The sequence below is a fragment of the Chryseobacterium gwangjuense genome (assembly GCF_021311115.1).
Taxonomy (GTDB): Bacteria; Bacteroidota; Bacteroidia; order Flavobacteriales; family Weeksellaceae; genus Chryseobacterium; species Chryseobacterium gwangjuense.
In genome coordinates, this window is record NZ_JAJTNP010000002.1 from 338,568 (window position 1) to 351,192 (window position 12,625).

A 12,625-nucleotide genomic window follows, 5' to 3' on the forward strand; every position below is an offset into this window, starting at 1 on the left:
AAAGACCACAAATTGTGATCTTTTTTTGATATATAATTTAAAAATACTTGAATGTTATTCAACTATCTTAAAGTCTAACTGCTTTTGAATTAAGTTTGCTTTTACCACTTTGATCTGAACCTGATCTCCTAATTGATATTTTTTACCGTGTTTCATTCCGTATACAGCATGAGTTTTGGCATCAAACATATAGGAATCATCTACTAAATCTCTCAATTTAATAAGACCTTCCGCACCGTTTTCAGGGATTTCTACCCAAAAACCAAATTCTGCAACTCCGGAAATCACTCCATTGAAAGTTTCTCCCAAGTGTTTTTCCATGAATTTCACCTGCATAAACTTGATAGAGTCTCTTTCTGCATCAGCTGCTAGTCTTTCCATTGAACTGCAATGTTTTGCTTTATCTTCCAGCTCTGGTTTATTCGGAGATTTTCCACCATCTAAATAATGCTGCAACAATCTGTGCGCAATCAAATCCGGATAACGACGGATAGGAGAGGTGAAGTGACTATAATAATCAAAACCAAGTCCGTAGTGACCAATTGGTTCTGTAGAATACACCGCTTTGCTCATACTTCGCATTGCCAATGTTTCGATCATATTTTCTTCGCCTTTACCTTTTACATCATGTAATAATCTGTTTAAAGATTCGGCAACTTTTTTCGTATTGGCAAGATCCATTTTATATCCGAAAGTGGAAACGAAATCTCTTAAAGACTCTAATTTTGCAGGATCCGGATCGTCGTGAACCCTGTAAATAAATGTATTTTGGGTAATGTCTCCTTTTTTATTTATTGAAACAAATTCCGATACCTTTTTATTGGCCAACAACATGAATTCTTCGATCAAATGGTTGGAATCTTTGCTTATTTTAAAATACACTCCGATTGGCTCGTTGTTCTCATCCAGATTGAATCGAACTTCACTTCTGTCGAATGTGATTGCTCCGTTTTTAATTCTTTGCTGACGCATGATTTTCGCCAATCTATCTAAAACAAGGATTTCTTCTTTAAAATCTCCGTCTTTTCCTTCAATTCTTTCCTGAGCTTCCTCATAGGTAAATCTTCTGTCGGAATGAATAACCGTTCTGCCAAACCATTGTTTTTTGATTTCGGCATTATCATTTAATTCAAAAACCGCAGAGAATGTAAATTTATCTTCATGCGGACGAAGTGAACACACATCATTACTCAAAACTTCCGGAAGCATCGGTACAACGCGGTCTACCAAATACACCGAAGTGGCTCTCTGATAAGCTTCATCATCCAAAATTGTTCCCGGAACAACATAGTGAGAAACATCTGCAATATGAACTCCGATTTCCCAATTTCCATTTTCTAATTTTCTGATGGACAAGGCATCATCAAAATCTTTTGCATCTTTCGGGTCAATCGTGAAAGTCGTGATTCCACGCATATCCCAACGTTTTGCCACTTCTTCATCGTTGATGCTTCTGTCGATTTTATCAGCATCTCTTTCTACTTCTTCAGGGAATTCGTAAGGTAAACCATATTCTGCTAGAATAGAATGAATCTCAGTTTCGTGCTCTCCCGGAGCTCCTAAAACTTGAATAATTTCACCTTCAGGATTTTTATCTCCAGGTTTCCATTCTGTCATTTTTACGATTACTTTATCTCCGTCTTCAGCACCTCCGAACTTTCCTTTTGGAATAAAAATATCTGTATTGATTGATTTTTTATCACAAACGACAAATCCAAAGTCTTTATGAGTAACCACCTGTAATGTTCCTACAAATTCAGTTCTGGTTCTTTCCAACACTTCCAATACAGAACCTTCCAGTTTTTTTCCTTTATACGTATAGGTTACAATTAAAACTTTATCTCCCTGCAACGCATCTTTTACATTTTTGGAATGAATGAAAATATCATCTTCCAACCCTTCAACACTTACATAAGCATTTCCTGACTGATTGAAATCAATTTTCCCTGTTAATGTTCCTTTTATATTAAGGTTGATGATATATTTTCCTTTTTCAGTTTCTTTAATTCTTTCTGAAGCCTGAAGTTTATGTAAAGCCTGAATCACAAGCTCTCTTTGTCTTGGATTTTTATAATCTATTCCGTCTGCAATCTGCTTATAATTATAGATTTTCGTGGAATTTTCATTCATAAAACGCAGGATTAATCTTCCGATTTCCATGAGTTTATGATCATTTTTCTGACTTATATATTTTCTTTTTTTTGGCATATTAATTTTATTATTTATTAATTACAGTTTTAATATCCAATTAAAACCATTTTCATAATTATCACATGGGTATGAGACAATTTCAATATTTCATTTTAAACTATATGATATAATTTAATTCTATCAATTTTCCTTCCAACTATCATATAATAGAAGTTTAGGTTTTGTATAAAATTACTACAAATATGGAGAAGAGGGGAGAAAACCTTCTATTAAATATTTTTAAAATATAAAAAAGGATTCTGTAGGAAATAATAGACTGGTAAATTCTATTGGACACTGCAAAGGTATAAAATAAAAAATAAATAAGGCTTGTAATATGATTTACAAGCCTTTATTGTTTTAGCAAACTGCAATTTTGTCAACTCTGTTTTGGTGTCTTCCACCTTCAAAATCTGTAGAAAGAAATTTGTTTGCAATTTCTATCGCTACTTCTTTTGCAATGAATCTTGCCGGGATTGAAATCATATTGGCATCATTATGTTGTCTTGCCAATTCAGCAATTTCAGGCATCCAGCAAAGTGCACAACGGATTTTTTGATGTTTGTTCGCCGTAATCTGAACTCCGTTTCCGCTTCCGCAGATTAAGATTCCAAGCTCGTTTTCTCCGTTTTCTACTGAAGCGGCTGCAGGATGTACAAAATCTGGATAATCAACACTGTCTGTAGAGAAAGTTCCGAAATCCTGAACTTCAAAGTTTTCTTCTAAATGTTTGATAAGGATCTGTTTGTACTCAAAACCAGCATGATCTCCTGCAATAGCAATTTTTCTTTTCATTTTTACTTTTATTTTATATCTACTGTAATTAATTCTTTTGGCAAAGTTACGTTAAATCCGAATTTAATCTTCTTTGTTTCATTAGGTTTTATATTAAAATTCCAAATAAGAAAACCTGAACTTTTATCATAAGCCGCATTATCAGTATTTATCAATTCAATTTTTATATTTTCAGCCGTAGAAAGTGGAATCTGATCTTTTAATTCAAGGTTTACTGTAGTATCCTTATTATTTTTAACTGTTATTTCGTAAGAATAACTTTCATACTTCTCTTTTTCACCTATATCTTTAGTTTGCTTACTGATTAATTCTCTTTTTGTAAGTACACTTGAATCACTTCCAAGACTAATCAGCATTTCATTTGTAAGCTGGTTGGTATCAATATTTACAGCACCAATTAGCATATCATCCATAAAAATATCTGCATTTCCCGGAAGAAAATTATATTTTGAATAATCTTTAATGTAAGCCAGAAGGAAAGTCTTATTTTCCAGTTTAGGAGTTGCAAAATATTTATAACCGGTTGTTACTTCAAATTCATTAATATCTTCTGTAACTTCAACATCTGTAGGAATTACCGCATCTTTATCTAAGCTGATCTCGGTCTTCATTGTTTTTTGAGAAATCCTTGAATTTCCGGTAACTGCAACTTCCATCATCAACGCTGATGATTTATCATTACTTTTTTCTCTTTGGAAGGCCTGATTAGAAACATAATAATCTCTTTCCGTTCTTAAAAACCATCGGTCGAGCTCATAAGGCTTATCTTCAGAACTGAAACTTCCATTGATGAGTTTTATAGGAATATTTTTAAGTTCAAGACCTGTATTTTGCTGAATTTTAGCTTTGTAAGAAATTTTTAACGGCGATTTGATTCCACTTGATTTAATAACATAATAAGGACGCCAATTTGCATTTTGAATATTTTGATTAACTTCAAAGTTCACATGCTGCTTTTTATCACTTGTAACCTGAAGAACAAGAATATTTGACAGCCCTGAATTTCTAGAAGAAATGCTTTTTCTGTTTTCAAAAACAGAGATTTTACTTTGAGTCGCATTAAGTTTAGCATTTAAAGAACTTTCTTCAGTATAAAATTCTTTAAGTGTTTTCTCGTTAAACTCTATCATTTTTAAAATGTCAGCAGAATTAGGACTTTGCAAACCCTGATTTTTCTGAACAATTCCTATTGAGTTTCTGATTAAAGACAAGTCCTGTTCAATCTTTTTATAGGACTTTCTGTAAAATTCGATACTATCATTTACAGCGTCTCTGTCATTATTTTTCCCAATTTTATCAGAATATAAATAAGCGTTATCATTATAAGATTCATATCGGATCAGAGTAATCTTCCTATCTGGTTTGAAAGAAGAAATGTCTATTCCGGAGTTTCTTCCAAATTCTTTAATAATGATATAATTCTTTCCTGGAAGAACGTTAGCAGAAAAGGATTGTTTTATAATTCCGCCGCTGTAATAGATCTTTGCCTCTTTTATTTTCGAAGTAGTCACGGTATAGTTTTCTTGTCCAAAACACCTGAAAACAACTAATAAAAGAGCCAATACATTGATTTTCACCATATTTATATTTTTTAGATTTGAAATGATACACTTATTAACTAATTGTTAGTTAAATTCTAATTAACTGTTGAAAGCATTGTGAATAAGTGTTGATAACTTCATTAAAAATAATATTTTTTTTCTTCTGGAAAATTTGTAATGAAATTTCTACCAAAAAAATTGACCACAAATTTTTAAAAACTTTTTTTCAACTAATCTTTAGTTTTTCCATAAATCGGTTATTAATAAAGAGGATTGGGGAAAAGTTATCAATAATTGTTAGTAACGAAGTGAAAAATCACATTTCCAGGAATTTATAATGTAAATAAAATGTGAATTGAATAAAAACTTCATGTTATGAAATTTTAATCAAAAAGTTATCCCCTAAACTCACAACACTCAACAACAATAGCGTATTCTTTTTTTTAAAAGAAAAAAATAGTGTTGATTAATGAGTGTTGGGTTTGCGGGAAACTTTTTTGAAAACTTTTATCGGGTTGCGGCTTTTCAAAAATTTTAAAATCTTACATTTGTGAAAAGAAAATTCAATGGTATTTATGAAATCGGCTCTGCAAAATTTCCCGAGCAAGGGAAGTCTTGAGAGGCTGGTCTTATGAGTATAGAAAATAAACAGTATATATGAAAACAATCAATGACTTCAATTTTAATGGTAAAAAGGCTCTTGTAAGGGTAGATTTTAATGTTCCTCAGGATGATCAGTTGAAAGTAACAGATAATACAAGAATAGTTGCTGTAAAACCTACAATTGATAAAATTCTTAAAGATGGAGGATCAGTAATTTTAATGGCTCACTTGGGCAGACCAAAAGGAGAAGTAAAAAATGAGTTTTCTTTACAACATATTGTAGAAGAAGTTTCTAAAGTATTAGGTCAGGAAGTTAAGTTTGTAGATGAATGTGTAGGAGAGAAGGCTGAAAAAGCTTCGGCTGAACTTCAGGCTGGTGAGATCCTATTATTAGAAAATCTACGTTTTCATAACGAAGAAGAAAAAGGGGATGAAGCGTTTGCTGAGCAACTTTCAAAATTAGCAGATGCTTATATAAATGATGCCTTCGGAACAGCTCACAGAGCACATGCTTCAACTGCAGTGATTGCTAAATTTTTCCCTTCAACTAAATTTTTCGGTTTACTGATGGCTAAAGAACTTCAAGCGATTGATAAAGTTCTAAAAAGCGGGGAACGTCCTGTAACTGCGATACTTGGAGGATCTAAAGTTTCAACTAAGATTACTATTATAGAGAATGTTTTACCTGCAGTTGATAATTTAATTATTGGTGGTGGAATGGCTTTTACGTTTATTAAAGCTTTAGGTGGAAAGATCGGAAGTTCTTTGGTGGAAGAAGATAAACTACCTTTGGCTCTTGAAATTTTAGGAAAAGCTAAAGAACATAATGTAAAAGTATATCTTCCTTCTGATGCGATCATCGCTGATAGTTTCAGTAATGATGCGGAAAGAAAAGAAGTAGATATCTATGCTATTCCTGAAGGATGGATGGGATTGGATGCCGGTGCAAGATCACAAGATCAGTTTAATGATGTATTGTTAAATTCAAGAACGATTCTTTGGAATGGTCCAATCGGAGTTTTCGAAATGTCAAACTTTGCAGGTGGAACTGTTGCTCTAGGTGATAGTATTGCTGAAGCAACAAGGCAAGGAGCTTTCTCTTTAGTTGGAGGAGGAGACAGTGTAGCTTTTGTAAAACAATTTGGGTACGGTGAAAAAGTAAGTTATGTTTCTACCGGAGGTGGAGCAATGCTTGAAAGTTTGGAAGGGTTGGAGCTTCCAGGAGTTGCTGCAATTAATAACTAAAGCTAAAAAATATATTGAAAGTCTGCTATACAATAGCAGACTTTTTCTTTACCTAGATTTCTTGCTACTTTTACTATGTGCTTAGTATAAAAGATTATATTTTTTGAAAATTTTTATGCTTTCTCTGTCTGTTCTACTGTATTGTTATCAATCTAAATAAATCTACGCGATTCTCAGAGGGTTCGTGTAAACTCGTGAACAATCATTTTTTTAGAATTATATTAATCTGTTCAGGAAAAGTAAAATATAAAATTATTTGTGTTTTTTTAAAAAAATTTGTGTCATTTTCTATCTGTTCTATTGAACAATTATTAATTAAAAAAAATCTGTGGCATTCTCAGAGGCTTAGTTTGAACTTTTTTTATAATAGGTTATATTTCCTAAATAGGCTTAATCTTTCAAGAAAAGTAAAACTTAAAAATAATCGGATTTTTTCTTTTCAAATTGTACTATTCCCTTTCTTCTGTATCGTACAGAAATTAATTAAAAAGAATTTATGCAATTCTCAGGCTGTTAGTTTTAAATATAAAATATTTTCTTTTTCTACTATTTAGAATACTTGCTAATATATTACTCACGTTTTCTTTAAATTGAAATTCATTTTTTAAATTTTTACTTTAGAAAAAAAATATTAATTTGAAAATAGAGTAGGGGATTGGCTTAACAAAATAAAAAACTCAGAAATATTTTCTGAGTTTTTACTTTTTATGCTAAAAATGTGAAAAAGTGACCCTTAGAAATAGGTCAAAAATCGATTTTCTATTTTTTTTCGATAATATAAATCAAACTTGAAAATTCGTTTGAAAAAATAGCTTTTACGTTAGAAATCGTTCCGTAGATCGTAGCCTTTAGCCAAAAAAGAGGAGATTTCTTGTATTTTTCGCTCAACATCGAGATATAATAAGAATCCAGAACCAATGGTTTTATTTTTCTCATTTTCCAGCTTGGTTTCTTTGCTATCAGATTTTCCATTCCTTTTTTTGAGAAATGATAAATATGTCTGGGCACATCATAAGCTGCCCAATATTCTTTATAATGTTTTGCATCATAGGAAGTAGGGTTGGGAACAGCAATAATTAATAATCCTTTTTCTTTTAATTTATTATTGAAAATTTCAAGCATTTCATCCTGATTTTCCACGTGCTCGAAAACGTGCCAAAGGGTAATTGCATCTAAACTTTTGTCTTCAATAGTATTAATATTATCTAAAATAGTAGCTTTTGAAATCTTATTTTTCGCAGCTTTTCTGGCATCTGAATCTGGCTCAAACCCGAAAGTTTCAAAATCATTTTCTATATATTTTACAAATTCTCCAGCACCACATCCATAATCCAATACTCTTGAACCTTTCTGAATTCTATCTAAAAGTATTGTTTTTTTGTATTGTAAATTGAATGATTGCAAAAATTTATAAAGCTTTTCTTTTAAGCTTCCTGAATCCTGATGGTGGGAAATGTAATCTTCACTTTCATAATATTTGGAAATATTGGATGGGATAGGGGAGGTTTTAAATACTCCATTTGTTTCCGTTTCTTTAATTTCAAATATTTCTTGTGAAAGAAAATGATCTTTTATTTTCATTGAATTTGTTACTTTAAATAATAAAAATTAAGATATTCAGAGTTTAAAACAAGCTCATAAATACCTTAATTTTCGTTTTTATTTTATCTATGTTTCACGTGAAACATTTTGTATTTAACGTCCTAAATAGACCAGTAAAACGTTTATATCGGCAGGTGAAACACCACTGATTCTTCCTGCTTGTGCGATTGTTTTTGGTCTTACATTTGACATTTTTTGCTTCGCTTCTGCAGATAAACTTGAGATTTTTGTATAATCAAAATCTTCAGGAATCTTGATGTTTTCTAAACGATTTAGTTTAGCTACGTTCTCTTTTTCCTTTTCGATATAGCCTCTATATTTAATATTTACTTCAGCCTGTTCTCTTACTTCATCGTCAAATTGAGAAGAAAATTCTTTTATAACCTCAATATTCTCCAGTTTTTCCAGAGTAATATTAGGTCTTGTAAGAAACTGAGCAGCTCTGTAAGCCTGATCAACAGGGTTACTTTCAATACTTTCAAGAATAGGGTTTATAACTCCTGGCTTTAAAGAAGTTTCTCGAAGAAAGTTCTCAAGTTCTTCACTTTTAGTTACTTTTTCGTTGACTCTTTTTAATCTGTCTTCTTTCGCAAGACCTAAATCAAAAGCCTTTTGAGTAAGTCTGATATCTGCATTATCCTGTCTTAAAAGAAGTCTGTATTCAGCTCTTGAAGTGAACATTCTGTAAGGTTCTTCAGTACCTTTTGTGATCAAATCATCAATTAAAACTCCAATATAAGCTTCATCTCTATTCAGGATGAATTCATCTTTTTCTTTTACTTTATTGTGAGCATTAATACCAGCAATCAGACCTTGTCCGGCTGCTTCTTCATAACCTGTTGTACCATTAATTTGCCCTGCAAAGTATAAATTATCGATCAGTTTTGTCTCTAAAGTATGCTTCAATTGGGTAGGAGGGAAGTAATCATATTCAATAGCATAGCCTGGACGGAATACTTTTACGTTTTCAAATCCCGGAATATGTTTCATTGCCTTGATTTGAACATCCTCAGGTAATGAAGAACTGAATCCATTTACATAGATTTCTACTGTTTTCCAGCCTTCCGGCTCAACGAATAATTGGTGTCTGTTTCTCTCTGCAAAACGGTTGATTTTATCTTCAATACTTGGACAATATCTTGGTCCTAAACTCTGAATTGTACCATTGAACATTGGACTTCTATCGAATCCTTCACGTAAAATATCATGTACAATTTCGTTTGTATAAACGATATGACAACTTAATTGTTTGGTTAACTTAGGAGTATCTAAATAGCTGAATTTTTGAGGATTTTCATCTCCTTTTTGTTCTTCCATTTTAGAATAATCCAAGCTTCTCCCGTCTACTCTCGGGGGAGTACCCGTTTTCATTCTTCCGGCTTCAAAACCTAAAGAAACAAGTTGTTCAGTGATGCCAAAAGCTCTTGGTTCACCCATTCTTCCGCCTCCTAATTGTTTATCTCCAACATGGATCAGACCATTTAAGAAAGTACCGTTTGTAAGTACTACAGAACGTCCTTTTATCTCAATTCCTAATGAAGTAACAACTCCTACTACCTTGTTATTCTCTATGATAAGCTGTTTTACCATATCCTGAAAGAAATCAAGATTTGGAGTGTTTTCTAATGCTAATCGCCATTCTTCTGCGAAAAGCATTCTGTCGTTCTGTGTTCTTGGAGACCACATTGCAGGACCTTTGGAAAGGTTTAGCATTTTGAACTGGATAGCAGATTTGTCCGCTACAATTCCTGAATACCCTCCCATTGCATCGATTTCCCTTACAATTTGTCCTTTTGCGATTCCACCCATCGCAGGGTTACAGCTCATCTGTCCGATAGTCTGCATATTCATCGTAATAAGCAGAGTTTTCGAACCCAGATTAGCTGCTGCAGCTGCTGCTTCACATCCTGCGTGACCAGCACCAACTACGATTACATCATATATTTCTGAAATCATCTTTTTATTGCTTGTTTTAAGCCTTAAATTTTAATCTTTTCTACAAATGTTTCACGTGAAACATTGTTTAAAAATACGTGCTAAAATAGCTTGTATTGCGGTTTATTTAGCTTCTTATTTAATTATATTTTGCTAAATAATGATCTTCTTTTCCTCGCATTCCTTTTTCTTCTTCCTCGGTTTTATCCTTGTATCCGCACAAGTGAAGAATACCATGAGCTAAAACTCTTCTTAGTTCTTCTTCATAATCTTTGGATAGGGTAGAAGCGTTATCTGAAATGCGCTGCAAAGATACGAAAATCTCTCCGCTTATTGTTTTTCCTTTCACATAGTCGAAAGTGATGATGTCTGTATAGTAATCATGCTGCAAATAATCCTGATTTACTTTCAATAAGTATTCGTCGTCGCAGAAGATATAATTGATCTCGCCAAGTTTTTTTCCTTCTGAAAGAATAATGTCTTTCAGCCAAGCTGTGTAGTCTGTATTTACAGATTCGGGTAAGTTTTCGTAAAAGAATTGTATCATTGTTTTAAAACCAGTGCCCTAAAATAACACTGAATATGCCTTTTTGATTATTTTTAAGTGAGTGACTGAAATTGAGTTTTATTTGTCCGAAAGGGGATTTATAGCCTGCTGTAATTCCCAGCGAACTATAATTTAACTTTACTGCATCTTCAAAACTAATATCATCGGATAGGTTTGCAAAAGAGAAATTTCCGCTGACGAAATAGTTTTTATTAAACTTAAATTGAACATCGTTGGAAATCAGAATTACATTATTGGTATTCAGCTGAGCGAAATTAAATCCTGCAAAGCTTTTAAAGTTTACTACATTTTGTTCGAATATTCCTCCTAATCTGTATTGATAGAACTGAGGAAGGGTTTCACCAATCGTAATTCCACCATATAAGCTAAGACGATAACTAAAGTATTTTGTCAACGGAATATTAATTCTGATATCTGCTTTTACCTGAACCTGTCTTTTTTCAACTTCAGATTTTAATAGATCTATAACTTTTCCTTCGGCATTGATGTAAATTCCTCGGGTTGGAAAATCTTTATCGTTTTGAGTGTCGCTTTTTAAGAAGATATACGGATTCAGGAAACGATTGATTCTTTTATTCAAACCATTGGATTCTGCTTCAAAATAATCATGACTTAATCCTCCGCCAATTGCAAATTTATCTTTCCAGATGGATTGGATGTAAATTTCATTTCTAAGCCATTCCCATTTGTCTATGTCGTAGTTATTAATATCTCTTAGAGTGAAGCTCATTCCTGAGGAATAGATTCCTAATCCCGGAATATAGCCATTATCGATAAAATAATTGAGATAATATCTTGGCTGGTCGCCTACAACAACATCTAAGGACAGATTGGTGTTTTTAAACAAAAGGCGTTTTGCAGAATAATTTAAGAGCAATCCTGTTTTGAAAATTTCGTCATAATGTAATCCGAATTTCAAAAAATGACGGGTTTCATCTTCCGTTACATATAACTTGAGATAATTGGCGTCATTCTCAGGAACAATATCGTAGTTTATAAATCGATAATTATTAGTGGCAATTAATTTGTCAATTTTTTTATTGATGCTTCCATAGGTTTGAAGAGAGGGGAGGCGGAGTCCCATTTTACCCAGAACATAGTTTTTACCGTAAATTTTTCCTCCAATTACCGAAATACTGTCAATCTTATAGACGTTGGAATAAATAGGGTTTATTTGCTGTCTTAGACGGTCAAACGGACGCTTGGGTAATTGATCCAGAATATCGACATATTTTAAACCTTCCACAAATCCGCTATCAAGAATTTTTTTCTTATCATCATAGCTTGTTGCGGTCATCCCTTTTAGGTTGGGCTTAATATTGATGTCGGTGTATTTATACTGTCTTCGGGTATCTTTTTTAATGCCAAAATCAATAACCTGATTTAAAATCGCTATAATATTGTTTAGATCCTCTCTTTTTGACAAATCCTGGTTAAGATCCACACCAATCACAATATCGATTCCTTTGTCCTTTAATGGCTTTGAAGGGTAGTTAACCGTCATTGCTCCGTCAATGTAAATACTGTCACCAATTTTCACAGGATCCATTAAAGAAGGAAATGCTGAACTTGCCATAATAGATTGCACAAGATCTCCTTTTTCAAAAATCTCCATATTTCCGCTTTCAAGATTGGTGGCAACGCACATAAAAGGAATAGGAAGCTTTGAGAAATCATCAATATTTGAAACGTTTTTAAAGAGTTCTTTTAGCAAGTAAACATTTTTCTGTCCTGTGCTAATGGAAGAGGGGAGCGTAATTTTTCCGTTTTTTAAAGGAATAGATAAAAGGTATTTATCAACGGATTTATTATAGAAACTGGTTTCTTGGCGTTTTGCTTTAGGATCCATGATTAATGAATAAAAATCTGTATCCATTACAATCTTTTCAATCTCCTTTCCGGAATATCCTGAAGCGTATAATCCTCCTACAATGGCTCCCATACTGGTTCCGGCGATATAATCTACTTTTACTCCCAAGGAATCCAATACTTTAAGTACTCCTACATGAGAAAATCCTTTAGCTCCACCACCGGCAAGAGAAAGTCCTATTCTGGGATTCTTTGGAATTACCAAATCTTTCTTTACCTGAGACTGAATCAATAGCAGCTGAAATACAAATAAAATGATCAGGAGTTTTCTCATAGG

The 12,625-nt window shown here is 32.8% G+C and carries 8 protein-coding genes; 1 reads left to right on the plus strand and 7 read right to left on the minus strand.

Annotated elements, in window-relative coordinates; translation table 11 throughout:
- Positions 1-54: 54 nt before the first annotated feature.
- The 3 genes from rnr to LV842_RS05020 all read right to left on the minus strand — a co-directional run bounded on the left by rnr (position 55) and on the right by LV842_RS05020 (position 4,565).
- Positions 55-2,208, minus strand: a complete 2,154-nt coding sequence (gene rnr, locus LV842_RS05010) for a ribonuclease R (RefSeq protein WP_233110361.1) — start codon at positions 2,206-2,208, stop codon at positions 55-57.
- A 342-nt stretch (positions 2,209-2,550) separates the two neighbouring features.
- Positions 2,551-2,985 (minus strand): ribose 5-phosphate isomerase B, encoded by a 435-nt coding sequence (gene rpiB, locus LV842_RS05015; RefSeq protein WP_233110362.1) that lies wholly within the window; start codon positions 2,983-2,985, stop codon positions 2,551-2,553.
- 8 nt (positions 2,986-2,993) lie between these two features.
- Complete coding sequence (locus LV842_RS05020; protein ID WP_233110363.1) at positions 2,994-4,565, minus strand: DUF4139 domain-containing protein; 1,572 nt, start codon at positions 4,563-4,565, stop codon at positions 2,994-2,996.
- A 618-nt stretch (positions 4,566-5,183) separates the two neighbouring features.
- On the opposite strand from LV842_RS05020, the gene LV842_RS05025 reads away from it, so the two are divergent.
- Complete coding sequence (locus LV842_RS05025) at positions 5,184-6,374, plus strand: phosphoglycerate kinase (protein ID WP_233110364.1); 1,191 nt, start codon at positions 5,184-5,186, stop codon at positions 6,372-6,374.
- Between the two features lie 759 nt (positions 6,375-7,133).
- Here LV842_RS05025 and LV842_RS05030 read toward each other — a convergent pair.
- The 4 genes from LV842_RS05030 to LV842_RS05045 all read right to left on the minus strand — a co-directional run bounded on the left by LV842_RS05030 (position 7,134) and on the right by LV842_RS05045 (position 12,622).
- Entirely contained in the window at positions 7,134-7,955 is an 822-nt protein-coding gene (locus LV842_RS05030; RefSeq protein WP_233110365.1) for a class I SAM-dependent methyltransferase, read from the minus strand.
- Between the two features lie 114 nt (positions 7,956-8,069).
- On the minus strand, positions 8,070-9,932 hold the full coding sequence (gene mnmG / locus LV842_RS05035) for a tRNA uridine-5-carboxymethylaminomethyl(34) synthesis enzyme MnmG (protein ID WP_233110366.1): 1,863 nt from the start codon (positions 9,930-9,932) through the stop codon (positions 8,070-8,072).
- A gap of 118 nt (positions 9,933-10,050) precedes the next feature.
- Positions 10,051-10,458, minus strand: a complete 408-nt coding sequence (gene ybeY / locus LV842_RS05040) for an rRNA maturation RNase YbeY (protein WP_233110367.1) — start codon at positions 10,456-10,458, stop codon at positions 10,051-10,053.
- 4 nt (positions 10,459-10,462) lie between these two features.
- A complete protein-coding gene (locus LV842_RS05045) occupies positions 10,463-12,622 on the minus strand; it encodes a patatin-like phospholipase family protein (protein ID WP_233110368.1) in 2,160 nt (719 codons plus the stop codon).
- Positions 12,623-12,625 lie beyond the last annotated feature (3 nt).

Bases quoted from the DNA above. Each gene is read 5' to 3' on its own strand.
- rpiB (WP_233110362.1), bottom strand. From the start codon at position 2,985: ATGAAAAGAAAAATTGCTATTGCAGGAGATCATGCTGGTTTTGAGTAC.
- LV842_RS05030 (WP_233110365.1), bottom strand. From the start codon at position 7,955: ATGAAAATAAAAGATCATTTTCTTTCACAAGAAATATTTGAAATTAAA.
- LV842_RS05020 (WP_233110363.1), bottom strand. From the start codon at position 4,565: ATGGTGAAAATCAATGTATTGGCTCTTTTATTAGTTGTTTTCAGGTGT.
- LV842_RS05045 (WP_233110368.1), bottom strand. From the start codon at position 12,622: ATGAGAAAACTCCTGATCATTTTATTTGTATTTCAGCTGCTATTGATT.
- rnr (WP_233110361.1), bottom strand. From the start codon at position 2,208: ATGCCAAAAAAAAGAAAATATATAAGTCAGAAAAATGATCATAAACTC.
- LV842_RS05025 (WP_233110364.1), top strand. From the start codon at position 5,184: ATGAAAACAATCAATGACTTCAATTTTAATGGTAAAAAGGCTCTTGTA.
- mnmG (WP_233110366.1), bottom strand. From the start codon at position 9,932: ATGATTTCAGAAATATATGATGTAATCGTAGTTGGTGCTGGTCACGCA.
- ybeY (WP_233110367.1), bottom strand. From the start codon at position 10,458: ATGATACAATTCTTTTACGAAAACTTACCCGAATCTGTAAATACAGAC.